The organism is Streptomyces iakyrus (assembly GCF_000717055.1).
Taxonomy (GTDB): Bacteria; Actinomycetota; Actinomycetes; order Streptomycetales; family Streptomycetaceae; genus Streptomyces; species Streptomyces iakyrus.
The window spans coordinates 611,560-634,255 of the sequence record NZ_JNXI01000003.1 but is presented as its reverse complement, the minus strand read 5'-3'; the positions used below and the strand labels follow the sequence as shown (position 1 = coordinate 634,255).

Genomic DNA, 22,696 nt, shown 5'->3' with positions numbered 1-22,696 from the left:
CTGGGTTGATAGGCCGGATATGGAAGCACGGTAACGTGTGGAGTTGACCGGTACTAATAGGCCGAGGGCTTGTCCTCAGTTGCTCGCGTCCACTGTGTTGGTTCTGAAACCACGAACAACCAATGTGCCGGTTGTCAGTTTCGGGGAAACGCCCGGTTACATTCCGAACCCGGAAGCTAAGCCTTACAGCGCCGATGGTACTGCAGGGGGGACCCTGTGGGAGAGTAGGACGCCGCCGAACTCCTTTTAGAGCTCTGGCTCTTGGGCACACAGCCCGAGAGCCAGAGCTTTTTTGCGTTGAGGTAAGGTCAGGGGGCATCGTCGGTACATTTCCCACAGGAGGCCCCCGGGTGGAGGTTCAGGAGACTCGCGTCCAGACGGACCGTGTGCTCACCATCCCGAACATCCTCAGCATGGCGCGCCTCGTCGGCGTGCCCGTGTTCCTGTGGCTGATTCTGCGGCCTGAGTTCGGGGGCCCCCAGAGTGACGGCTGGGCCCTTCTGGTACTGGCCCTGAGCGGTGTCAGTGACTATCTGGACGGCAAGCTCGCGCGGCGCTGGAACCAGATCAGCAGCCTCGGCCGGCTCCTCGATCCCGCGGCCGACCGGCTCTACATTCTCTCGACCCTGGTGGGCCTCACCTGGCGCGAGATTCTGCCCTTGTGGTTGACCGCTCTACTTCTGGCGCGAGAGCTGGTTCTGCTGGTCATGGTCGGCATCCTCCGCCGGCACGGCTATCCGCCGCCCCAGGTGAACTTCCTGGGGAAGGCCGCGACCTTCAACCTGATGTACGCGTTCCCCTTGCTGCTGCTCAGTGACGGAAGCGGTTGGATCTCGTCACTGGCCGCGATTTTCGGATGGGCGTTCGCCGGGTGGGGTACAACGCTGTACTGGTGGGCAGGAGTCCTCTACGTGGTACAAGTCCGCCGCCTGGTCCGTGCGGACGCCACGACCGATTGAACTCCCGGATGGTCCTGCTGCCGTAGCGGAGCGATGGCCCGTACTGGATATGTGCGGGACAATCCTGGCGGGGGAAGTCGGCCAGACCGTCTCTTCGAGGAGGACGCTTCCGACATGAAGGCCGTCGTGATGGCCGGAGGCGAAGGCACGCGCCTTCGTCCTATGACCTCAAGCATGCCCAAGCCGCTCCTGCCGGTGGCCAACCGGCCGATCATGGAGCATGTTCTGCGGCTGCTCAAGAGGCATGGGCTCAACGAAACAGTCGTGACTGTCCAGTTCCTGGCGTCGCTCGTCAAGAACTACTTCGGTGACGGCGAAGAGCTCGGTATGGAGCTCACCTATGCCAATGAGGAGAAGCCACTCGGTACCGCCGGAAGCGTCAAGAACGCAGAGGAAGCTCTGAAGGACGATGCCTTCCTCGTCATCTCCGGCGATGCTCTGACGGATTTCGACCTCACCGAGCTCATCAATTTCCACAAGGAGAAGGGCGCGCTCGTCACGGTCTGCCTGACGCGGGTGCCCAACCCACTGGAATTCGGTATCACCATTGTCGACGAAGAAGGCAAGGTGGAGCGCTTCCTGGAGAAGCCCACCTGGGGCCAGGTCTTCTCCGACACCGTGAACACCGGGATCTACGTGATGGAGCCCGAGGTCTTCGACTATGTCGAGCCCGACGTTCCCGTCGACTGGTCCGGTGATGTCTTCCCGCAGCTGATGAAGGAAGGCAAGCCCATCTACGGCTACATCGCCGAGGGCTACTGGGAGGACGTCGGCACGCACGAGAGCTATGTGAAGGCACAGGCCGATGTCCTGGAGGGCAAGGTCGACGTGGACGTCGACGGGTTCGAGATCTCCCCGGGCGTGTGGGTCGCCGAGGGAGCGGAGGTCCATCCCGACGCGGTCCTCCGCGGGCCCGTCTACATCGGTGACTACGCCAAGGTCGAGGCCGGATCCGAGATCCGTGAGCACACCGTCGTGGGCTCCAACGTGGTCGTCAAGAGCGGTGCGTTCCTGCACAAGGCCGTCGTCCACGACAACGTCTACGTGGGGCCGCACAGCAATCTGCGTGGCTGCGTGGTCGGCAAGAACACCGACATCATGCGCGCGGCGCGGATCGAGGACGGGGCGGTCATCGGTGATGAGTGCCTGATCGGTGAAGAATCGATCGTCCAGGGCAATGTGCGGGTGTATCCCTTCAAGACCATCGAGGCCGGCGCCTTCGTCAACACCTCGGTGATCTGGGAGTCCCGGGGACAGGCGCATCTCTTCGGCGCCCGCGGCGTGTCCGGCATCCTGAACGTGGAGATCACGCCGGAGCTCGCGGTCCGTCTCGCAGGCGCGTACGCGACGACGCTGAAGAAGGGCTCGACCGTCACCACGGCCCGGGACCACTCCCGTGGTGCACGTGCCCTCAAGCGGGCGGTGATCTCCGCGCTGCAGGCCAGTGCGATCGACGTGCGCGACCTGGAGAACGTTCCGCTGCCGGTCGCCCGGCAGCAGACCGCGCGGGGCAGTGCGGGCGGCATCATGATCCGCACCACGCCCGGGGTGCCGGATTCCGTGGACATCATGTTCTTCGACGGGAACGGCGCGGACCTGTCGCAGGGCAGCCAGCGGAAGCTGGACCGGGTGTTCGCGCGGCAGGAGTACCGTCGGGCGTTCCCCGGTGAGATCGGGGATCTGCACTTCCCGGCCAGCGTCTTCGACTCGTACACCGGGTCGTTGCTGCGGAACGTCGACACGACGGGCATCTCCGAGTCCGGGCTGAAGGTCGTCGTGGACGCGTCCAACGGAAGCGCGGGGCTCGTCCTGCCGAGCCTGCTCGGCAAGCTCGGGGTGGACTCGCTGACGATCAACCCCGGTCTCGACGAGTCCAGGCCCACGGAGACGGCCGACATGCGGCGGTCGGGGATGGTGCGTCTCGGGGAGATCGTGGCGTCCTCGGGGGCTGCGTTCGGTGTGCGGTTCGACCCTGTCGGTGAGCGGCTGTCGCTCGTCGACGAGAAGGGGCGGATCATCGAGGACGACCGGGCCCTGCTCGTGATGCTGGACCTCGTCGCCGCCGAGCGGCGCAGTGGCCGGGTCGCGCTGCCGGTGACCACGACCCGGATCGCCGAGCAGGTGGCGGCGTACCACGGGACGCAGGTCGAGTGGACGACCACCTCTCCCGACGACCTCACACGGGTCGGCGGTGAGGAGGGGACGATCTTCGGCGGTGACGGCAAGGGCGGCTTCATCGTCCCCGAGTTCAGCAGCGTGTACGACGCCACCGCGGCCTTCGTACGGCTCATCGGGCTCGTGGCGCGGACGCAGCTCACGCTCAGCCAGATCGACGCGCGGATCCCGCGGGCGCACGTCCTGAAGCGCGATCTGGCGACCCCGTGGGCCGTGAAGGGCCTCGTGATGCGGCGGGTCGTCGAAGCGGCCGGAGATCGCTTCGTGGACACCACGGACGGGGTGCGGGTGGTGGAGACCGACGGTCGCTGGGTGATGGTGCTGCCTGATCCGGCCGAGGCCGTCACCCACCTGTGGGCCGAGGGGCCGGACGACGCCTCCGCGCAGGCCCTGCTGGACGAATGGTCGGCGGTCGTGGACAGCGCCGGCCGGTAGTTCGGCCTGCACGCGTGCGTGCCGGACAAGTGTCCCCAACGGGGCCTGTCCGGCACGCCGGTGGGGCCGTTCGGAGGTAGTGCTCGCGACGTGCGACGATGTGCGGCATGCCGCAGCAACCCCCCATTCGGAGCACACCCGCGCGGCCCCGGCGCCCGGATGCGTCCATGTCGTTGCTGACCAACGTCATGGACCACAGCCTCGACGACGGATATGCCGAGGCCGCGGCGCGTAAGAAGGCCGCGGGAGCCAGCGGCATGCCGAAGACGCTCCGGGCGAAGCTCGGGCTCGCCGCCGGACTCGTGTTTGCGGCCCTCGTCGTGACCCTCGGAGCGGCGCAGGCGCGGGTCGCCGCTCCGGTCGTCGCCAAGGAGCGGGAAGAGCTCGTCGACCGCATCGACCGGGAGACCGAGGCGGCGGACAAGCTGGAGGACTCCGTCGACGAGCTGCGCGCGGACGTGAGCGCACGGCAGCGCGAGGCGCTGAGGAACAGCGGCGGCAGCGCGGACTCCGACCTGGCGGGCATTCTGTCGGGCGCGGTCGCGGTGCACGGCCCCGGCGTGAAGCTCGTGGTGAACGACGCCAAGGAAGCCGCCACGGGCGGCGACGGCGACCCGCGGGAGGCATCCGGGTTCTCCGACACCGGCCGGGTGCGGGACCGGGACATGCAGCGCGTGGTGAACGGGCTGTGGGAGTCGGGTGCCGAGGCCGTCTCGATCAACGGGCAGCGGCTGACGGCGCTGTCCGCGATCAGGGCCGCCGGTGACGCCATACTGGTCGACAACAAGCCGCTGGTGCCGCCGTACACGGTGCTGGCGGTGGGGGACGGGCAGCGGCTGAGCACGCGGTTCCAGAACAGCGCGGACGGGTTGTACCTGAACGCGCTGCAGGAGAGCTACGGCATCAGGACAGGCATCTCCGTGGAGGACGACCTCCGGCTGCCTGCCGCACCGAGTGTGACCGTACGTACAGCACAGCCGAGCGCTGAGAAGAGTGAGAAGGGCACATCGTGATCGCCGTACTGGGCCTCGTCGTGGGAGTCGTGGCCGGCCTCTTGGTCCGGCCTGAGGTTCCGGCGGTGGTCGAGCCTTACCTGCCGATCGCTGTCGTGGCGGCGCTCGACGCCGTCTTCGGCGGCCTGCGGGCCATGCTCGACGGCATCTTCGACGACAAGGTCTTCGTGGTGTCGTTCCTGTCGAACGTCGTCGTGGCCGCGTTGATCGTGTTCCTGGGCGACAAGCTCGGCGTGGGCGCCCAGCTGTCCACCGGTGTGGTGGTCGTCCTGGGCATCCGGATCTTCTCCAACGCCGCGGCGATCCGCCGGCACGTGTTCCGGGCGTGAGGCCGATGAGCGATCACGACGAGAAGACCGCCGAGGACCGGGGCGACACGCGCGACGGCGGCGGCGAGTCCGGGGACCGGCTGCGCAAGGAGCTGCCCCAGGAGGTGCCCGCGGCGGCGCCTGCCGCCGAGGAGGCGCCGAAGGAGCCGGAGCCCGAGCCGGTAGCGGAAGCGCAGCCGGACCCCGGGCCGCGGCTGACCGGCCGGCAGCGGCTGGTACAGGGGCTGTGGCCGCCGCGTGTCACCCGGGCCCAACTCATCGTCGCGGTGCTGTTGTTCGGTCTCGGGTTCGGGCTGGCCGTGCAGGTCGCCTCGAACAGCGACAGCGACAGCGCGTTGCGGGGTGCGCGGCAGGAAGATCTTGTCCGCATCCTCGATGAACTGGATGACCGTACTCAGCGTCTTGAGGACGAGAAGCGAGGTCTCGAGCAGCAGCGCGACGAGCTGGAGAACAGCTCGGACCAGGCTGAGGAGGCCAGGAAACAGACGATCGAGAAGGAGAGGCAACTCGGCATCCTGGCGGGCACGGTGGCCGCGCAGGGGCCCGGCATCACCATGACGATCGTGGACACGAAGGGGACGGTCGAGGCGGACATGCTGCTCGACGCGATCCAGGAGCTGCGCGCCGCGGGCGCGGAGGCGATTCAGGTCAACGGCGTCCGGGTCGTCGCCGGCACGTATCTCGCGGACTCCGGCAAGGGCGTGAGCGTCGACGGGAACAAGATCAACGCGCCCTATCGTTTCAAGGTCATCGGCAAGCCGCAGGACCTGGAGCCGGCGCTCAACATCCCCGGAGGCGTGGTGCAGACTCTCGAGAAGGAACAGGCCACCGTCACGATCGAGCGGTCCACCGACATCGTGGTGGACGCCTTGCGAGCAGCGAAGCGGCCTGACTACGCTCGGTCGTCCTCGCAGTGAACCGGGGGTGCATGGGCGGCGTCGGGCGAGGGCATGAGGTTGCGGGGGGTCGGCGCACCGAATGGGCGGTGCGTGGTGGAAACTGTCTGGTGCAGACGGACGTTGTCAGGATGTCCGGGTCGGCCAGAGTGTTCAGTCAGGGTTCGTCCTGCCCCACGGGCGGGTCTGTTTCGGTCAAGGGGAATCGCCCGTGAAGTTGTTTGCGAAGTTGTTCGGCAAGAGCGCGCGAGAGGGCAGCGACAATGCGACCGCCCGTCATCGCGCACAGCCTGACGCGGAAGGTCAGCGGCCGCTGTTCCGGGACCAGGTCGGCGGCCCGGGCGGCGATGTTTCCGGTGGTCAGGGCGCGCCGTCGGTTGACCCTGCGCAGCCCGGCGGCATAGGTTTCGGGCAACCGTCAACCTCACGTGCGGGTGGAGGGTTTTCCGACCCGTATGCGTCCAACGCCCCCGGTGGGCAGCCGCGGCAGGAGGATCCGATGTCGGCCCTGGTGTGTACGAGGTGCGGTAACCGCAACGCGGAGAACAGCCGTTTCTGCTCGAACTGCGGCGCGCCGCTGCGGGCGGGGGCGACGCCGGAGCGTCCGTCCGAGACGACCTCCACGATCTCCATCTCCGGTCTCGAGGCCTACGACAGCGAGACCACCGGCCAGACGCCGATGCCGACCCTGTCCCCGGAGGCTCAGGCCGCCGTCGAGGCGCTGCCGCTGGGCTCCGCGCTCCTGGTGGTGCGCCGCGGCCCGAATTCGGGCAGCCGCTTCCTGCTGGACGGCGATCTGACCACGGCCGGCCGGCATCCGCAGAGCGACATCTTCCTGGACGACGTGACGGTGTCCCGGCGCCACGTGGAGTTCCGCCGCGGGCAGGACGGTTCGTTCACGGTGGCCGACGTGGGCAGCCTGAACGGCACGTACGTGAACCGCGAGCGGATCGACCAGGTCGCTCTGAACAACGGCGACGAGGTGCAGATCGGCAAGTACCGGCTGGTCTTCTACGCCAGCCAGCGGGGCTACTGACCGGGCTCCGTCCGGGCAGACCCCAGCGAGCGTCCATCCGTCAGGGAAGGTCCATGCTGCAAAAACCGAGCGGCGGTGCCGGGCACGGCGCCGCCGCCACGGACAGTGGGCTGATGAGCATCGGCGCGGTGCTGAACGCGCTGCGCGACGAGTTTCCCGAAGTGACCATCTCCAAGATCCGCTTCCTGGAGTCGGAAGGGCTCATCGAGCCGCAGCGGACCCCGTCGGGGTACCGCAAGTTCAGCGCCCATGACGTCGAGCGCCTGGGTCACGTCCTGAGGATGCAGCGGGATCACTATCTGCCCCTGAAGGTGATCCGGGAGCACCTGGCGGCCATGGAGCGCGGTGAGGCCGCCCCGCTGCCGGTCGTGGGCCGTCAACGGGACGGAGAATCAGCCTCCGAGCCGGCCGAGGGGCCCACAGGGGCCAGGATCGGGCGTGAGGAGCTGATCGCCGCCGCGGGTGCCGACGAGCAGGAGCTCAAGGAGTGGGAGTCCTACGGTCTTCTCACCCCCCTGGAGGACGGGGCTTATGACGCCGAGGCGGTCACCGTCGCCCTGCTCGTGATCGAGCTCGGGCGGTTCGGGATCGAGCCGCGGCACCTGCGGGCGATGAAGGCCGCCGCCGACCGTGAGGCCGGGCTGGTGGACCAGGTGGTGGCCCCGTTGAGGCGGCACCGCAACCCGCAGACCAGGGCTCATGCCGAGGCCCGCACCAAGGAGCTGGCGGGGCTCACGGTGAAGCTGCACGCCGCGCTGGTGCGGACCGCACTCGGCGTGCGGCTGCCCTGAGGAGGCGCGCGCGGGGTCCGGATCAGGCGCCCGATACCGGCCCGACTACCCAAACGTCCCGAGCACGGCCTAGGGTTGCTGTGTGAACGAGCTCGATGTCGTAGGTGTCCGGGTCGAAATGCCCTCCAACCAACCGATCGTGCTGCTGCGTGAAGTGGGAGGCGACCGTTACCTCCCCATCTGGATCGGGCCGGGGGAGGCGACGGCGATCGCCTTCGCCCAGCAGGGCATGGCTCCCGCGCGGCCGCTGACTCACGACCTGTTCAAGGACGTGCTGGAGGCCGTCGGCCAGGAGCTCACGGAAGTGCGCATCACGGACCTGCGTGAAGGCGTCTTCTACGCGGAGCTGGTCTTCGCCAGCGGCGTCGAGGTGAGCGCCCGCCCGTCCGACGCCATAGCGCTCGCGCTGCGCACCGGGACGCCGATCTACGGCAGCGACACGGTGCTCGACGACGCCGGCATCGCGATTCCGGACGAGCAGGAGGACGAGGTGGAGAAGTTCCGCGAGTTCCTCGACCAGATCTCCCCGGAGGACTTCGGCAGCAGCAGCCAGTGAGTGCCCCGGAAGGGGCAGCGGCCTGAGAAGGCGTGTGGGCGGCCCGGCGGACGATGTGGTTCGTGGCGGGGCCGCCCGCCGTATGCCGGAGGGGTGAAAAGGCCCGCATGTGCCGGTGGCGAGTGAGAGCGTCCCACGGCTCGCGCCGACCACATTCGGCTAGCCTTTCCCCGCGGCGGGGCACGGGAAACCACTCTCAGGGTGATTATCACTCGGCGTGGCGAGTGTGGCGATCGTTGACGCACCCCTGGTGACTGCCTACCGTCGAGAAGGCAGGTCAAGGACGGAGGTCGGCGTGAGAAGCAGCGGCGACGGTACGGCTGGGGGCGGCCCCGAGCGCAGTCTCAGGGCGAGCGGTCCGTACCCTCCCCCCGGCTCACGGCCCCTCCCGGGCGGGGGATGCCCTCAGCCCGGAGGCGCGGCCGAGCACGCTCCGCAGCGACCGACAGCGGTGCCGAGCAGCGGAGGGGCGACGTCCATGGCGTCCGAGCAGATCGGCTATCGGGGCCCCACGGCCTGTGCGGCCGCCGGTATCACCTACCGGCAATTGGACTACTGGGCCCGCACGGGGCTCGTCGAGCCGAGCGTGCGCCCCGCCTACGGGTCCGGGACACAGCGGCTGTACAGCTTCCGGGACGTGGTCGTCCTGAAGATCGTCAAGCGGTTCCTCGACACCGGGGTGTCGCTGCAGAACATCCGCACAGCCGTCCACCACCTCAGGGAACGCGGTTTCAGCGATCTGGAGCGCGTGACGCTGATGAGCGACGGCGCGACGGTCTACGAGTGCACTTCGCCCGATGAGGTCCATGCCCTGCTCCAGGGCGGCCAGGGTGTGTTCGGGATCGCCGTGGGCGTGGTGTGGCGGGACGTCGAGAGCGCGCTGTCCCAGCTGCACGGCGAGCGGATCGACACCGGCGAGACCCTGGTCGGCCCCAACCCCGCGGACGAGCTCGCGCGTCGGCGGAACCGGGCCGTCTGAGCCGTCCGGCAGCGCAGGACCGGACGCGGCCGCAGGAGGCGGGACGTTTCCGCGCCGGAGCGCAAGCGGTTTCCCGTGGGGGCGTTCAGGGCGGTCGAGCGGGGCGTTGTCAGTGGCGTAGGGCAGCATCGGAGTTGTGAGAACAGCGCCCACGATCCTGCACCTCGACATGGATGCCTTCTTCGCCTCGGTGGAGCAGGCGTCCAAGCCGAGTCTGCGCGGGAAGGCCGTGGTCGTGGGCGGGCTCGGGCCGCGGGGCGTGGTGGCGACCGCGTCGTACGAGGCGCGGGTCTTCGGGGTGCATTCGGCGATGCCCATGGGGCAGGCCCGGCGGCTCGCGCCCAACGCCGCGTATCTCGTGCCGCGCTTCACGCTCTACAAGTCGATCAGCGAGCGGGTGATGGAGCTGCTGCGTGCGCTGTCGCCGCTGGTGGAGCCGCTGAGCCTGGACGAGGCGTTCGTGGACCTGGAGGCCGGGGGAGTGGCCTGGGACGAGCGGTCGGCGCGACTGGCCGGGGTGAAGCTGCGTGCGGACATCCGGGCCGTCACTGGCCTCACGGGGTCGGTGGGCCTCGCCGCCTCCAAGATGCTCGCGAAGATCGCCTCGGAGGAGGCCAAGCCCGACGGGCTGGTGGTGATCGAGCCGGGGACGGAGCGGGCCCTGCTCGGGCCGATGTCGGTGCGGACGCTGCCGGGGGTGGGACCGGCCACGGGGGACCATCTGAGGCGGGCCGGGATCACCACGGTCGAGGAGATCGTCGAGGCGGGCGAGGACGAACTGGTCCGGCTGCTGGGAAAGGCGCACGGGCACGGTCTCTACGCCATGGCGCTGGCGCGGGACGACCGGCCCGTCGTGGCGGAGCGCGAGGCGAAGTCGGTGTCGGTCGAGGACACCTACGACGTCGACATCCACGACCGGACGCGGGTCGGGCTGGAGGTGCAGCGGCTCGCCGAGCGGTGCGTGCGGCGGCTGCGCGGGGCAGGGCTGTCCGGGCGGACGATCGTGCTGAAGGTGCGGCGGTACGACTTCTCCACGCTCACCCGCTCCGAGACGCTGCGCGGGCCCACGGACGACCCCGCCGTGATCCGCGAGGCGGCGGCCAGACTGCTGGACTCGGTCGACACGACCGGCGGAGTGCGGCTCCTCGGAGTGGGCGTCAGCGGGCTCGCCGACTACACCCAGGAGGACCTGTTCGCGCAGGCGGCGGGGGAGCGGGCGGTCGCGGAGGGACCGGTCGAGGAGCACACCGCGGCGCCGGACGAGGAGCCGCCGTCGCTCGCCGAGCGGCGATGGCCCGCCGGGCACGACGTGCGGCACACCCGGTTCGGGCACGGATGGGTGCAGGGCAGCGGTCTGGGGCGGGTCACCGTGCGCTTCGAGACGCCCTCCTCGCAGCCCGGGCGGGTGCGGACCTTCCGGGTCGACGACCCGGATCTGGAGGCGGCGGATCCGCTCCCGCTGGTGTTACGAGGGACCGAGGGCGCGAACGAAGCGCCCGGGGCGGGGTCTCAGGCCGTCTCGTCGGTGCCCGCCAGCTTGCCGAAGTCGTGGTCCGGGAGCGGGGGCGGGGCGGCGACGTCGAGACCGTAGTGGTGGTAGAGCTGCAGCTCCTGCTCCGGGGAGAGGTGGCGGCCCACGCCGAAGTCGGGAGCGTCCTTGATCAGGGCGCGTTCGAAGGGCACGTGCAGGGCGCCCTCGATCAGTTCACTGGGCTCCAGGGGGACGAAAGCGTCCCTGCTGAACAGGCCGGTCCGTATGGCCGCCCACTCCGGCTCGCCGGTGGCGTCGTCGAGGTAGACCTCGTCGATGGTGCCGATCCTGGTCCCGTTGCGGTCGAACGCCTTGCGGCCGATCAGGTTGCGCGGATCGATATCGGTTCGCACGGGACCTCCAGCTGGTCGCACCTCATTCGTAGACACTACAAAACGGTACAAGTGGGGATGCGGCCACTCGAAGGTTCGTGCGTTGACCTCGCTGGTACGCTGGCAGCGGCTGTTGACCCCGTGCGGGAGAGTCCTCCAGACACCATCGGAGGCGCCGAAGGAGCAAATCCTCCCCGGAATCTCTCAGGCTCACGTACCGCACGGACGAGGTCACTCTGGAAAGCAGGGCGGGTGTCGACGGCTTCCGCTCTCACCGACGGTGAAAGCCGGAGGCCTTCGGGCGATCCGGTGAAGCTCTCAGGTTGAGATGACAGAGGGGGAGGCCGTCCGGGTACCCGTGCCGTGGTGCCCCTCGCAGGTCGTGTCGACCAGGAGGCCTCCGTAATGACCGCCCACCGCATTCCGCTCTCCGAGCTCGAAGAGGCAGTCCCCTTCGAGCAGCGCCACATCGGCCCCGACCACGAGGCCTGCGCCAAGATGCTCGCCCACGTCGGCTACGGCTCGCTGGACGAGCTGACCGCCGCCGCGGTCCCGGCCGTGATCAAGAGCGCCGAGGCACTGGACCTGCCGGGCGCCCGCAGCGAGGCCGAGGTGATCGCCGAGCTGCGCTCCCTCGCCGACCGCAACGAGGTCCTCGGCTCCATGATCGGCCTCGGCTACTACGGCACCTTCACACCGCCCGTCATCATGCGCAACGTGATGGAGAATCCGTCCTGGTACACGACCTACACGCCGTACCAGCCGGAGATCTCGCAGGGCCGGCTGGAGGCGCTGCTGAACTTCCAGACGATGGTCGCCGAGCTGACCGGTCTGCCGACCTCCGGCGCCTCCCTGCTCGACGAGGGCACCGCGGCCGCCGAGGCCATGGCGCTGTCGCGGCGGCTGGGCAAGAACAAGAAGGGCCTGTTCCTGGTCGACGCGGACACGCTGCCGCAGACCATCGCCGTGATCCAGACCCGCGCCGAACCGACCGGCGTCGAGGTCGTCGTCGCAGACCTGAGCGAGGGCATCCCCGCCGAGATCGCCGAGCGCGAGATCAACGGCGTACTGCTCCAGTACCCGGGCGCCTCCGGTGCCGTGCGGGACATCAAGCCGGTCATCGACCGGGCGCACGAGCTCGGGGCGCTCGTCACCGTCGCCGCCGACCTGCTGGCGCTGACGCTGCTGAAGTCGCCCGGCGAACTCGGGGCGGACATCGCCGTCGGTACGACCCAGCGCTTCGGCGTGCCCATGGGCTTCGGCGGACCCCACGCCGGCTACATGGCGGTCCAGGACAAGATGGCTCGCAGCCTGCCCGGGCGGCTCGTCGGCGTGTCCGTGGACGCCGACGGCAACAAGGCCTACCGGCTGGCGCTGCAGACGCGTGAGCAGCACATCCGCCGCGAGAAGGCCACCAGCAACATCTGCACCGCGCAGGTGCTGCTCGCCGTCATGGCCGGCATGTACGCCGTCTACCACGGCCCCGAGGGCCTGAAGGGCATCGCGCGGCGCACCCACCGTTACGCCACCGTCCTCGCCGCCGGGCTCGCGAACGGCGGGGTCGAGGTCGTGCACGGCTCCTACTTCGACACCCTGACGGTGCGCGCCGAGGGCCGGGCCGCCGACGTCGTGGCCGCCGCCCGTGACAACGGGGTCAACCTGCGTCTCGTCGACGCCGACCACGTCTCCATCGCCTGCGACGAGACCACGACGCGGGCCCAGCTGCGTGCCGTATGGGCGGCCTTCGGGGTCGAGGGTGTCGTGGAGGCGCTGGACGCGGCGACCGAGGACGGGCTTCCGGGTGCGCTGCTGCGCACCGACGACTACCTGACCCACCCCGTCTTCCACCAGCACCGCTCCGAGACCGCCATGCTGCGCTACCTGCGCAAGCTGGCCGACCGCGACTACGCGCTCGACCGGGGCATGATCCCGCTGGGCTCCTGCACCATGAAGCTCAACGCGACCACCGAGATGGAGCCGGTCACCTGGCCCGAGTTCGGGCAGATGCACCCCTTCGCGCCCGCCGGGCAGGCCGGGGGCTACCTCACCCTCATCCACGAGCTGGAGGACCGGCTCGCCGAGGTCACCGGCTACGACAAGGTGTCCCTCCAGCCGAACGCCGGGTCGCAGGGCGAGCTGGCCGGTCTGCTCGCCGTCCGCGGGTACCACCGGGCCAACGGGGACGAGCAGCGCACCGTCTGCCTGATCCCGTCGTCCGCGCACGGCACCAACGCCGCCAGCGCGGTGATGGCGGGCATGAAGGTCGTCGTCGTGAAGACCGCCGAGGACGGCGAGATCGACGTCGAGGACCTGCGGGCGAAGATCGAGCAGTACCGCGACGAGCTGGCCGTGCTGATGATCACGTACCCGTCCACGCACGGTGTGTTCGAGGAGCACGTGGCCGACATCTGCGCGCAGGTGCACGAGGCGGGCGGCCAGGTCTACGTCGACGGGGCCAACCTCAACGCGCTGGTCGGGCTCGCCAAGCCGGGGCACTTCGGCGGCGACGTCTCGCACCTGAACCTGCACAAGACCTTCTGCATCCCGCACGGCGGCGGCGGTCCCGGCGTCGGCCCGGTCGCGGTGCGCGAGCATCTCGCGCCCTACCTGCCCAACCACCCGCTGCAGCCCGAGGCCGGCCCGGAGACGGGCGTCGGCCCCATCTCAGCGGCTCCCTGGGGCTCTGCCGGCATCCTGCCCATCTCGTGGGCGTACGTCCGGCTCATGGGCGGTGAGGGGCTGAAGCGGGCCACGCAGGTGGCCGTGCTCAGCGCCAACTACATCGCCAAGCGGCTGGAGCCGCACTACCCGGTGCTCTACACCGGTCCGGGCGGGCTCGTCGCCCACGAGTGCATCATCGACCTGCGCCCGCTGACCAAGGCGACCGGCGTGAGCGTCGACGACGTCGCCAAGCGGCTGATCGACTACGGCTTCCACGCGCCGACCATGTCGTTCCCGGTGGCCGGGACGCTGATGATCGAGCCGACCGAGTCGGAGGACCTGGCCGAGCTGGACCGGTTCTGCGAGGCGATGATCGCCATCCGCGCGGAGATCGAGAAGGTCGGCTCCGGCGAGTGGCCTGCGGAGGACAACCCGCTGCGCGGCGCCCCGCACACCGCCGGCGCGCTCGCCGGGGAGTGGGAGCACGCCTACAGCCGTGAGGAGGCCGTCTTCCCGGCCGGGGTGTCGGCCGCCGACAAGTACTGGCCGCCGGTGCGCCGCATCGACCAGGCCTACGGCGACCGGAACCTGGTGTGCTCGTGCCCGCCGCTGGACGCGTACGAGGACTGATCGGCCGACCGGTCAAGGTGAGGGGCTCCGCGATGCGGGGCCCCTCTCGCCGTCTGCCGGCGCGTCAGGGGGTGGCGAGTGACACCTCGGTCGCCTTGATCAGGGCGACGACGGGGATCCCGGGGGACAGGGCCAGGTCGTCCGCCGCGCCCCGGGTGATCGCGGCGGTCAGTTCGCCGCCCTCGACCCTGACGCGGACCGACGCCATCGCGTCGCCGGCCGCGATGTCCGTGACCGTCCCGGGGAGCTGATTGCGGATCGACAGGCCCTCGACCGGCGCGGTGGCCAGGGAGACCTCTGTCGACTTCAGCAGGGCGCGCACGGGGGCGCCCGGGGTGAGGCGGAGTTCTTCCGCGGCCTCGCGGGTGATCGCCGCGGTGAGGTCCTGGCCGCCGGTGAGGCGGACCCTGACCGTCGCCATGGCGTCGCCAGGGGTGACGGCGGTGACGGTGCCGGGGAGCTGGTTGCGGATGCTCAGGCTCATGGGTGCACGGTAGCCCGGTGACGGCGTCCGCCCTGGGCAGGCGTGCGGGTGCGTCGCCTCCGCCGCCCTTCGGGGCTCAGACGCGGTCGATGTGGACGTTCGTCGACTTCACGCGGGCCGTCGCCTCCATGCCGACCTCCAGGCCCAGTTCCTCCACCGCCTCCCGGGTGAGCAGGGAGACCAGCCGGTGCGGGCCGGCCTGGATCTCGACCTGGGCGGCGACATCGCCGAGTTTGATCGCGGTGACGATGCCCGGGAAGGCGTTGCGGGCCGAGGTGTACGGCGTGTCCTCCTCGGCGGAGCCTGACCGGGCCAGTTCGACCGAGAACGCGGCCAGGTCCTGCCCGTCGATGAGCCGACGCCCGGTCTCGTCGCGGTGGGTCGTGATGCGGCCCGCGTCCGCCCAGCGGCGGGCGGTGTCCGGGCTCACGCCGAGCAGCCGTGCTGCCTGGCCGATCGTGTAGGACTGCATGCCGGTCACGATAGGCGTGGGGGAAGGGAACGGCGGGTGCGGGGTTGGCCTTTGGGTATAACGCGATATAGCGTTAGTCTCGACGGGCTGGCCGGGTTCCGTGCCCGGGGGATCGGGGTGGAGTGATGACGGCGGAGATCGTGCGGACCGGCGGATCGCCCGAGGTGCGGGCGTCGCACGCGGACCGGGACCGGACGGTGGAGGTGCTGCGTGTCGCAGCGGGCGACGGCCGGCTGACCCTGGACGAGCTCGACGAGCGGCTGGAGGCCGCATGGTCGGCCCGGACGATGGGCGAGCTCGCCCTGATGACGGAGGACCTGCCCGTGCCCGCAGGCGGGGCGCCCGCCGGGGCCGACGGCGTGGTCCGGATCCGCCAGGAGGGGGCCTCGACCCGGCGGGGCGACGGCTGGGTGGTGCCGCGGCGGCTGGAGATCCGTTCGGCGTGGGGCGAGGTGACGCTCGACTTCACCGACGCGGTGATCACTCACGACACCCTGGACATCGACCTGGACCTGCGCGCCGGCTCCCTCAAGCTGCTGATCAGGCCGGGTGTCGTCGTGGACACCGACGGCCTGGTCATGAACTACTCGGCGCTCAAGGCGCGTCGGCCGGCCGACGCCCCCGTCCTGCTGCGGGTCAGGATCACCGGCGAGGTCGCCTACGGACAGCTCGTCGTGCGCTCGCCGCGCAGGGGCTTCGGCAGGAGGAGCACCACGGCCTGACTCAGCCCACGTGCACCCTCGGCCGTCGCTTGCGGTCCGGCTCCGCCTCGCGCAGCACCTCGCGGGTCACCGGGGCGACCTCGCCCTGGCCGAACAGGAAGAAGCGCAGGAAGTTGGCGAAGGGGCCGCCCTCGGTCCACTCGAAGTAGATGTGCGGGGTGCGCCCCGTCGAGTCGCGGACGTGCAGCAGCAGCGCGGCCAGGGCGTTGGGGATGGAGGACGACTCCAGGGTCAGCACGCGGTAGCGGCCGTGCAGCACCTCCCCGCGCACGGTCAGGCCCGCCTCGAACTCGGACGGGTCGGTGACGGTCACCTCGACGAAGACGAAGTCCTCCTGGCCGGGCACGTCGTTGTCCTGCCGGATCTGCTCGATCTTGTCGCGGTACTCGGCGATGTCCCGCCGGTCCGGCTCGTTGGCGATGAACCGCATCCGACGGCTGGCCATGTCCCGGACGAAACGTTCCGCCATGTCGTCCAGCGTCACGCTGGTCACGCGGAGCTCGAACGCCCGGGCCAGCCGCGACAGCAGAGAGACCAGGATGATGCCGGCGATGAAGCAGGCGCCGATCTTCACGCCGTCCGGGCGCTCGATCACGTTGAGCACGGTCGTGTACAGGAACACCGCGGAGATCACCGCGAAGGCGATCGTCCAGTTCCGCTGCCGGGCCTTGCGGGCGGCGATGGTCACCGCGATCGCGGCGGAGCTGATGAGGACCAGCACGCCGGTGGCGTAGGCACCGCCCTGGGCGTTGACGTCGGCGTCGAAGATCCAGGTGACCAGGAAGGCGATCAGCGTGAAGACGATGACCATGGGCCGCACGGCGCGGGCCCAGTGGGGGGCCATGCCGTAGCGGGGGAGGTAGCGCGGCATCAGATTGAGCAGGCCGGCCATCGCGGAGGCGCCGGCGAACCACAGGATGGCGATCGTCGAGACGTCGTAGACGGTGCCGAAGGTGTTGCCCAGGTAGTCGTGCGCCAGATACGCGAGGGCACGGCCGTTGGCCTGGCCGCCCGCCTCGAACTCCTGCTCCGGGATGAGGAGGGTGGTGATGAAGCTGGTGGTGATCAGGAAGCCGCTCATGATCAGCGCGGCGGTGGTGAGCAGCTTCTTCGTGTCGCGGATACGGCCTGTCGGCCGTGCCTCGGTGTCGTCCGGGTCGCCCTTGACGTGCGGCATCACGGCGACGCCCGTCTCGAACCCGGAGAGGCCGAGCGCCAGTTTCGGGAAGACGAGCAGGGCGACGCCGATCATGGCGAAAACGTTGCTGTGCTGGGTGGTGAGGGCGCTCGACCAGTCGGTGACCACATGGCCCGCGGTGACGACGTGGTAGAGGCCGACCACCACCACGACCACGTTCAGCGCGAGGTAGGCACCGACGAGGGCGACCGCGACGCCGATCGCCTCCAGGAAGCCCTTGAGGAACACCGCGCCGAGCAGTGCCACCAGGACCAGGGTGATCAGCATCTGCTTGTCGTGCAGGACGCCGGTCAGATGCGGGTTCTCCACGAGGTGGGTGGAGGCGTCGGCGGCCGACAGGGTGATGGTGATGAGGAAGTCGGTGGCGGCGAAGCCCAGCAGGGTCAGCACGAACAACTTGCCCTGCCAGAAGGAGAGCAGCCTCTCCAGCATCGCGATGGAGCCCTCGCCGTGCGGGCTCTCCTCGGCCACGCGGCGGTAGACGGGCAGGGCGCCGGCCAGCGTGACGACGACGAGGACGATGGTCGCGATCGGCGACAGCAGTCCGGCGGCGAGGGCCGCGATCCCCGGCTGGTAGCCGAGGGTCGAGAAGTAGTCGACGCCGGTCAGACACATCACCCGCCACCAGGGCTGGCCCCGGTGCGGGGGCTCCGGCTCGGCGTGGGGCCCGGTATGCCCGCCGCCCTTGCCCATGCCGGACAAGCCCTCCAGCATCCAGGTGCGCAGACGGCTGGGTGAGGCGGGCTCCGGACGGCTCGGTGCCGGGTGCTCGGTGGTGGCCATCGACGTGCTCCAGAGGTGCGGCTCAGCGTGGTTCCGGCCATCACTGGACGGCCCGATCAGCGTAAGCGGAGCGTGATGCCCTGGCCCCTGAATGAGGGGGCCGTGCGCGTCAAACTTCCGTTAAGACTCGCGCCCGGGCAGGACGCGGAGGCGAAAACGCGAGCTGAGAGCGCGTCGGACGGCTTGTCCCGCTGTTGTGCGGAGTCGATCTCCAGCCCTTCGAGCGGACACTCTGTGTGATCACGCGCGAGCAGCCTCCGTAACGTTCGTCTGTCAAGCCGAATGTTTCGTGGGCCCTCCCCTTCTGAATCCGGACGCAAGATTGAGCATGTACGAGGGGTTGCCACCGTTTACCCGCTGTCTCTAGGGTGCGGCAGCAGCGAACCTTTCTGGAACTACTTCGAAACTTTCGAGGAGCGCAATGATGGGCGACCCCGCACTGTCCCGCCGCGGCTTCCTGGCGGCCTCCGCCGCGGCCGGTCTGGGGATGACGGCACTGACCGCATGCGGCGGGGACTCGGACGGAGGGTCGTCCGGGACGACCACGATCGAATGGTGGAACATCTCCACCACCGAGCCGTCCAAAACCGTCTGGGCCGCCCTCGCCCGGAAGTTCGAGGCGCAGAACCCCAAGGTCAAGATAAAGATCGTTCAGATGGAGAACGACGCCTACAAGTCGAAGATGACGGCCCTGACCGCCTCCGGGAAGCTGCCCGACATCTTCCACACCTGGGGCGGCGGCGTGCTGAAGCAGCAGGTGGACGCCGGGCTCGTCGAAAACCTCACGGACAGCACCAAACCGTGGGGCGAGGCCCTGCTGCCGGTCGCCAAAGAGCCCTACCTGATCGACGACCAGGTCTACGGCATCCCGTTCGACATCGGCATGATCGGCTTCTGGTACAACAAGGCGCTCTTCGAGAAGGCCGGCATCGCCGAACCCCCGACCACCTGGGACGGCTTCCTCGACGCCGTACGCAAGCTCAAGGCCGCCGAGGTCACCCCGCTGGCACTGGCCGGCAAGGAGAAGTGGCCCGGAATGTACTACTGGGCCTACCTCGCCATGCGCACCGCCGGAGCCGAGGCGCTCCAGAAGGCCTACGACGACAAGGACTTCACCGGCGCCCCCTTCGTCCAGGCGGGCGACCACCTGAAGGAACTCGTCGGACTCCAGCCGTTCCAGAAGGGCTTCCTCGGCGCCGCCTACTCCACGCCCACGGGCCAGGCCGCCACCGTCGGCAACGGCAAGGCGGCGATGGAACTCATGGGCCAGTGGGCGCCCACGGTCCAGGCCGACGCGGGCAAGGGCCTCGGCAAGGACCTCGGCTTCTTCCCGTTCCCCGCGGTCGAGGGCGGCAAGGGCGCCATCACCGAGGTGTTCGGCGGAGGCGGCGGACACGCTCTGCGCCGGGGAGCCCCGCAGGAGGCCGTCGACTTCCTCAAGTTCTTCGCGTCCGAGGCGACCGACCTGGAACTGGTCAAGAAGACCGGCGTCCTGCCCGTGGTCCCCGCGGCCGAGAGAGCCATCGCCGACCCCAACATCAAGGCCGTACAGGCCCAGCTGAAGGCGGCCACCGGCTTCCAGCTCTACCTCGACCAGGCATACGCGCCCGCCGTCGGCCAGGAGGTCAACGACAGTGTGGCCGCGCTCATCGCCGGCTCCAAGTCGCCCGGGCAGGTCGCCCAGTCGATCACGAAGACCGCGAAGGAAGAGCAGTAGCCGGCGATGACCTCCACGTTCCTGCCGGACAAACGGACCGGCCGCGGCGCCGGTTCCCCGCCCCCGGCCGCTGACCGGCGGCCCCCGGGGCGGGCCCGGCGACGCGCGCTGCACTGGCTCACCGCGGCCGGCTTCCAACTCCCGGCCCTGGTGCTGTTCATGGGGCTCGTGCTGCTGCCGATGCTGTTCGCCCTGTACGCCGCGTTCTTCCGCTGGGGCGGCTTCGGCATGCCCTCCGACTACATCGGCGGCGAGAACTTCAGCCGGCTGCTCCAGGACGACGTCTTCCTCGGCGACCTGTGGCGCTGCCTGGTCCTGGTGGTGCTGTCGCTCGCCATCCAGCTGCCGTTCGCGCTCGCCATGGCCGTGCTCCTCAACCAGCGGATGCGCGGCCGGGCCGTCTACCGGATGCTGTTCTTCGCCCCCTACGTCCTGTCCGAGGCCATCACCGGAATCCTCTTCGGCATGATCTTCGCCCCGGACGACGGCTTTGCCGACCAGGTCCTCGGCAAGGTCGGCCTCGACGGGCTGGGCGGGGAGTGGTTCGCCGATCCGTCCACCGTCATGGCGACCCTCTTCCTGGTCATGACCTGGAAGTACTTCGGCTTCCACATGATGCTGTACCTCGCCGGACTGCAGGCCGTCCCCCGGGAACTGACCGAGGCGGCGCTCATCGACGGGGCGAGCGCCTGGCAGCGGTTCCGCAACGTCACCCTGCCGCTGCTCGCGCCCACCCTGCGCATCAGCGTCTTCCTGTCGGTCATCGGGGCCATCCAGCTCTTCGACCTGGTCTGGGTCACCACCGCGGGCGGTCCCGACCACCACTCGGAAACCATGGCCGTGACCATGTTCCAGTACGGCTTCAAGCGCTATCAGGTCGGCTACGCCAGCGCGATCAGCGTGGTCATGTTCGGCATCAGCCTCGTCTTCGCCCTCGCCTACCAGCGGTTCGTACTCCGGCGCGACCTCGAAGGCGCCACCACGACCATGCGGGGGGACGGAAAATGACCACCAGTCAGAAGACCCGTGGGGGCGGCAGGACCTGGGGCCTGCACCTCGTCCTCACCGCAGTGGGCGCGGTCATGGCCGTCCCCCTGCTCTACGCCGTGCTCTCCGGCTTCAAGTCCACCGACGAGCTCTCCCGCAACCCGGTCGGACTGCCCGAGTCGTGGGTGACCTCCAACTACACCCAGATCCTCGGCTCGGGGGACTTCTGGCGGCTGATCGGCAACAGCACGCTGATCGCGGTGGGCACGACCGTCCTGATCGTCGCCGTCTCCGCCCTGTCGGCGTTCTCCTTCGCGCGGTTCGCCTTCCGGGGCCGGGAGGCGCTGTTCACGCTGTTCACCATGGGGCTGATGTTCCCCTTCGCGGTGGCGGCCCTGCCGCTCTTCCTGCTGCTGCGCTCCCTGGACCTGCTGGACAATCCCCTCGGGGTGATCCTCCCGCAGGCCGCCTTCGGACTGCCCATGACGATCATCATCCTGCGCGGCTTCTTCCGGCAGATCCCCGGCGAGCTGGAGGAGGCGGCCACGCTCGACGGGTGCAGCTCGTTCGGCTTCTTCTGGCGGGTGCTGCTGCCCATGGCCCGGCCCGCGCTCGGCACCGTCTCGGTGCTGGCCGTCGTCACCAGCTGGAACAACTTCTTCCTGCCGCTGCTGGTGTTCACCGACGCGCAGTGGTGGACGCTGCCGATCGGCGTCCAGCAGTTCCAGGGGCAGTACTCAGCGGAGTACGCCAAGGTCTTCGCCTATCTGGTGCTGGCCATGGTGCCCGCACTGGCCTTCTACTCGGTCGCCGAGCGTCAGCTCGTCGGCGGCCTCACCGCCGGCGCCACCAAGGGCTGACGCGCTCCGCCACCGTACGGCTCTGCCCACCCACAAGTCGTGAGGAGTCGCACCATGCGCACCACCCGTCTGAGACTCGCCGGCGCCGTCGCCGCGCTCCTGGTCGCCGCCGGCCTCGCAGCCGGCACCCCCGCCCACGCGGACCACCAGCAGCCCACCCTCGCCGACCTCGCCCAGCGGCACGGCCGCTATTTCGGCAGCGCCACCGACAACCCCGAGCTCGTGGACGGGCCGTACAAGGCCCTGCTCGGCAGCGAGTTCGACCAGATCACCCCCGGCAACGGCATGAAGTGGTACGCGACCGAGCCCGAGCAGGGCGTCTTCGACTTCTCCCAGGGCGACGAGATCGTCAACCTCGCCCGCGCCAACCGGCAGAAGGTACGCGGCCACACCCTGGTCTGGCACAGCCAGCTGCCCGGATGGCTCACGAGCAGGGAGTGGACGGCCCCGGAGCTGAGGGCCGTACTGAAGAAGCACATCCAGGCGGAGGTACGGCACTACCGGGGCAAGGTGTTCGCCTGGGACGTCGTCAACGAGGCCTTCAACGAGGACGGCACGTACCGCGAGTCGGTTTTCTACAAGACGCTCGGCCCCGGCTACATCGCCGACGCGCTGCGCTGGGCGCACCAGGCCGATCCGCGCGTCAAGCTGTACCTCAACGACTACAACATCGAGGCGACCGGCCCGAAGAGCGACGCCTACTACCGGCTGGCCAAGGAGCTGAAGGCCGCGGGCGTCCCGCTGCACGGCATCGGCCTCCAGGCCCATCTGGCCCTCCAGTACGGCTATCCGGACACCCTGGAGGACAACCTCCGCCGCTTCTCCCGGCTCGGCCTCGACACCGCGCTCACCGAGGTCGACATCCGGATGCAGCTGCCCGCGACCGAGGAGAAGCTGGCCCAGCAGGCCCAGTGGTACGCCGACCTGACCAAGGCGTGCCTGGCGGTACGCCGGTGCGTCGGAATCACCCTGTGGGACTACACCGACAAGTACTCGTGGATCCCGGCGTTCTTCCCGGGCGAGGGCGCGGCCCTGCCGTGGGACGAGGAACTGCGGCGCAAGCCGGCCTACTTCGCCCTGCGTAAGGCGCTCGGCGGCAGGTAGCGGGGGCGGACGGCGCCCTGCCCGACAGGGGGTGGCGGGGCGCCGT

20 protein-coding genes, 2 rRNA genes and 1 riboswitch are annotated in these 22,696 nt (G+C 69.6%); of the genes, 18 read left to right on the top strand and 4 right to left on the bottom strand.

What is annotated here, in order from left to right:
- The 12 genes from OO68_RS08195 to OO68_RS08140 all read left to right on the top strand — a co-directional run.
- Positions 1 to 77, top strand: a 23S ribosomal RNA gene (locus OO68_RS08195); the annotation flags it as partial.
- Between the two features lie 49 nt (positions 78 to 126).
- Positions 127 to 241, top strand: a 5S ribosomal RNA gene (gene rrf / locus OO68_RS08190).
- A 109-nt stretch (positions 242 to 350) separates the two neighbouring features.
- Entirely contained in the window at positions 351 to 959 is a 609-nt protein-coding gene (gene clsA / locus OO68_RS08185) for a cardiolipin synthase ClsA (RefSeq protein WP_033307453.1), read from the top strand.
- Between the two features lie 114 nt (positions 960 to 1,073).
- The gene (locus OO68_RS08180) at positions 1,074 to 3,569 is read left to right on the top strand and encodes a mannose-1-phosphate guanyltransferase (RefSeq protein ID WP_033307452.1); all 2,496 of its coding nucleotides are present in this window, start codon (positions 1,074 to 1,076) and stop codon (positions 3,567 to 3,569) included.
- A gap of 98 nt (positions 3,570 to 3,667) precedes the next feature.
- Positions 3,668 to 4,582 carry a DUF881 domain-containing protein gene (locus tag OO68_RS08175; RefSeq protein WP_106974286.1) on the top strand — a complete coding sequence of 305 codons (915 nt, stop codon included), beginning with the start codon at positions 3,668 to 3,670 and terminating at the stop codon, positions 4,580 to 4,582.
- Complete coding sequence (locus tag OO68_RS08170) at positions 4,579 to 4,911, top strand: small basic family protein (protein ID WP_003988855.1); 333 nt, start codon at positions 4,579 to 4,581, stop codon at positions 4,909 to 4,911. The genes OO68_RS08175 and OO68_RS08170 overlap by 4 nt, the downstream gene beginning before the upstream one ends.
- A gap of 5 nt (positions 4,912 to 4,916) precedes the next feature.
- The gene (locus OO68_RS08165) at positions 4,917 to 5,828 is read left to right on the top strand and encodes a DUF881 domain-containing protein (protein WP_033307450.1); all 912 of its coding nucleotides are present in this window, start codon (positions 4,917 to 4,919) and stop codon (positions 5,826 to 5,828) included.
- 61 nt (positions 5,829 to 5,889) lie between these two features.
- Positions 5,890 to 6,843 carry a zinc-ribbon and FHA domain-containing protein gene (locus tag OO68_RS43825; protein ID WP_078625223.1) on the top strand — a complete coding sequence of 318 codons (954 nt, stop codon included), beginning with the start codon at positions 5,890 to 5,892 and terminating at the stop codon, positions 6,841 to 6,843.
- Between the two features lie 53 nt (positions 6,844 to 6,896).
- The gene (gene ftsR / locus OO68_RS08155) at positions 6,897 to 7,634 is read left to right on the top strand and encodes a transcriptional regulator FtsR (protein ID WP_033307448.1); all 738 of its coding nucleotides are present in this window, start codon (positions 6,897 to 6,899) and stop codon (positions 7,632 to 7,634) included.
- An 82-nt stretch (positions 7,635 to 7,716) separates the two neighbouring features.
- Entirely contained in the window at positions 7,717 to 8,190 is a 474-nt protein-coding gene (locus tag OO68_RS08150) for a bifunctional nuclease family protein (RefSeq protein WP_003988851.1), read from the top strand.
- Positions 8,191 to 8,485: 295 nt separating this feature from the next.
- Positions 8,486 to 9,169: a MerR family transcriptional regulator gene (locus tag OO68_RS08145; RefSeq protein WP_078625222.1), complete on the top strand. Its 684-nt coding sequence runs from the start codon at positions 8,486 to 8,488 to the stop codon at positions 9,167 to 9,169.
- 136 nt (positions 9,170 to 9,305) lie between these two features.
- The gene (locus tag OO68_RS08140; protein ID WP_033307446.1) at positions 9,306 to 10,760 is read left to right on the top strand and encodes a DNA polymerase IV; all 1,455 of its coding nucleotides are present in this window, start codon (positions 9,306 to 9,308) and stop codon (positions 10,758 to 10,760) included.
- Here the strand turns inward: OO68_RS08140 and OO68_RS08135 are convergent.
- The gene (locus OO68_RS08135) at positions 10,679 to 11,053 is read right to left on the bottom strand and encodes a PRC-barrel domain-containing protein (protein ID WP_031104789.1); all 375 of its coding nucleotides are present in this window, start codon (positions 11,051 to 11,053) and stop codon (positions 10,679 to 10,681) included. The genes OO68_RS08140 and OO68_RS08135 overlap by 82 nt on opposite strands.
- Before the next feature lie 113 nt (positions 11,054 to 11,166).
- Positions 11,167 to 11,262, top strand: a riboswitch (glycine riboswitch).
- 175 nt (positions 11,263 to 11,437) lie between these two features.
- Between OO68_RS08135 and gcvP the strand changes: the two genes are divergently transcribed.
- Complete coding sequence (gene gcvP / locus OO68_RS08130) at positions 11,438 to 14,323, top strand: aminomethyl-transferring glycine dehydrogenase (protein WP_033307445.1); 2,886 nt, start codon at positions 11,438 to 11,440, stop codon at positions 14,321 to 14,323.
- Positions 14,324 to 14,387: 64 nt separating this feature from the next.
- On the opposite strand, the gene OO68_RS08125 is transcribed toward gcvP, so the two are convergent.
- Together OO68_RS08125 and OO68_RS08120 are read right to left on the bottom strand one after the other, a co-directional pair.
- On the bottom strand, positions 14,388 to 14,807 hold the full coding sequence (locus tag OO68_RS08125) for a TOBE domain-containing protein (RefSeq protein WP_033307444.1): 420 nt from the start codon (positions 14,805 to 14,807) through the stop codon (positions 14,388 to 14,390).
- Between the two features lie 76 nt (positions 14,808 to 14,883).
- Positions 14,884 to 15,279 carry a TOBE domain-containing protein gene (locus OO68_RS08120; RefSeq protein ID WP_033307443.1) on the bottom strand — a complete coding sequence of 132 codons (396 nt, stop codon included), beginning with the start codon at positions 15,277 to 15,279 and terminating at the stop codon, positions 14,884 to 14,886.
- Between the two features lie 125 nt (positions 15,280 to 15,404).
- Between OO68_RS08120 and OO68_RS08115 the strand changes: the two genes are divergently transcribed.
- A complete protein-coding gene (locus tag OO68_RS08115; RefSeq protein WP_033307442.1) occupies positions 15,405 to 16,001 on the top strand; it encodes a DUF1707 SHOCT-like domain-containing protein in 597 nt (198 codons plus the stop codon).
- Between the two features lies 1 nt (position 16,002).
- Here the strand turns inward: OO68_RS08115 and OO68_RS08110 are convergent, their stop codons facing one another.
- Positions 16,003 to 17,982 carry an APC family permease gene (locus OO68_RS08110; protein WP_033307441.1) on the bottom strand — a complete coding sequence of 660 codons (1,980 nt, stop codon included), beginning with the start codon at positions 17,980 to 17,982 and terminating at the stop codon, positions 16,003 to 16,005.
- 424 nt (positions 17,983 to 18,406) lie between these two features.
- Between OO68_RS08110 and OO68_RS08105 the strand changes: the two genes are divergently transcribed.
- Genes OO68_RS08105 through OO68_RS08090 form a run of 4 tightly spaced genes read left to right on the top strand, consistent with a single transcriptional unit; the run spans position 18,407 to position 22,650 of the window.
- Positions 18,407 to 19,699: an extracellular solute-binding protein gene (locus OO68_RS08105; RefSeq protein ID WP_033307440.1), complete on the top strand. Its 1,293-nt coding sequence runs from the start codon at positions 18,407 to 18,409 to the stop codon at positions 19,697 to 19,699.
- A gap of 6 nt (positions 19,700 to 19,705) precedes the next feature.
- Positions 19,706 to 20,707 carry a carbohydrate ABC transporter permease gene (locus tag OO68_RS08100; protein WP_033307439.1) on the top strand — a complete coding sequence of 334 codons (1,002 nt, stop codon included), beginning with the start codon at positions 19,706 to 19,708 and terminating at the stop codon, positions 20,705 to 20,707.
- Positions 20,704 to 21,546, top strand: a complete 843-nt coding sequence (locus tag OO68_RS08095; protein ID WP_033307438.1) for a carbohydrate ABC transporter permease — start codon at positions 20,704 to 20,706, stop codon at positions 21,544 to 21,546. Before OO68_RS08100 ends, OO68_RS08095 begins: the two co-directional genes overlap by 4 nt.
- A 54-nt stretch (positions 21,547 to 21,600) precedes the next feature.
- Positions 21,601 to 22,650, top strand: a complete 1,050-nt coding sequence (locus tag OO68_RS08090; protein ID WP_033307437.1) for an endo-1,4-beta-xylanase — start codon at positions 21,601 to 21,603, stop codon at positions 22,648 to 22,650.
- Positions 22,651 to 22,696: the final 46 nt, after the last annotated feature.

Coding starts and splice junctions, on each gene's coding strand:
- OO68_RS08180 (WP_033307452.1), top strand. CDS start 1,074: ATGAAGGCCGTCGTGATGGCCGGAGGCGAAGGCACGCGCCTTCGTCCT.
- OO68_RS08175 (WP_106974286.1), top strand. CDS start 3,668: ATGTGCGGCATGCCGCAGCAACCCCCCATTCGGAGCACACCCGCGCGG.
- OO68_RS08165 (WP_033307450.1), top strand. CDS start 4,917: ATGAGCGATCACGACGAGAAGACCGCCGAGGACCGGGGCGACACGCGC.
- OO68_RS43825 (WP_078625223.1), top strand. CDS start 5,890: ATGGGCGGTGCGTGGTGGAAACTGTCTGGTGCAGACGGACGTTGTCAG.
- ftsR (WP_033307448.1), top strand. CDS start 6,897: ATGCTGCAAAAACCGAGCGGCGGTGCCGGGCACGGCGCCGCCGCCACG.
- gcvP (WP_033307445.1), top strand. CDS start 11,438: ATGACCGCCCACCGCATTCCGCTCTCCGAGCTCGAAGAGGCAGTCCCC.
- OO68_RS08125 (WP_033307444.1), bottom strand. CDS start 14,807: ATGAGCCTGAGCATCCGCAACCAGCTCCCCGGCACCGTCACCGCCGTC.
- OO68_RS08120 (WP_033307443.1), bottom strand. CDS start 15,279: ATGCAGTCCTACACGATCGGCCAGGCAGCACGGCTGCTCGGCGTGAGC.
- OO68_RS08115 (WP_033307442.1), top strand. CDS start 15,405: ATGACGGCGGAGATCGTGCGGACCGGCGGATCGCCCGAGGTGCGGGCG.
- OO68_RS08110 (WP_033307441.1), bottom strand. CDS start 17,982: ATGGCCACCACCGAGCACCCGGCACCGAGCCGTCCGGAGCCCGCCTCA.
- OO68_RS08105 (WP_033307440.1), top strand. CDS start 18,407: ATGGGCGACCCCGCACTGTCCCGCCGCGGCTTCCTGGCGGCCTCCGCC.
- OO68_RS08100 (WP_033307439.1), top strand. CDS start 19,706: ATGACCTCCACGTTCCTGCCGGACAAACGGACCGGCCGCGGCGCCGGT.
- OO68_RS08095 (WP_033307438.1), top strand. CDS start 20,704: ATGACCACCAGTCAGAAGACCCGTGGGGGCGGCAGGACCTGGGGCCTG.
- OO68_RS08090 (WP_033307437.1), top strand. CDS start 21,601: ATGCGCACCACCCGTCTGAGACTCGCCGGCGCCGTCGCCGCGCTCCTG.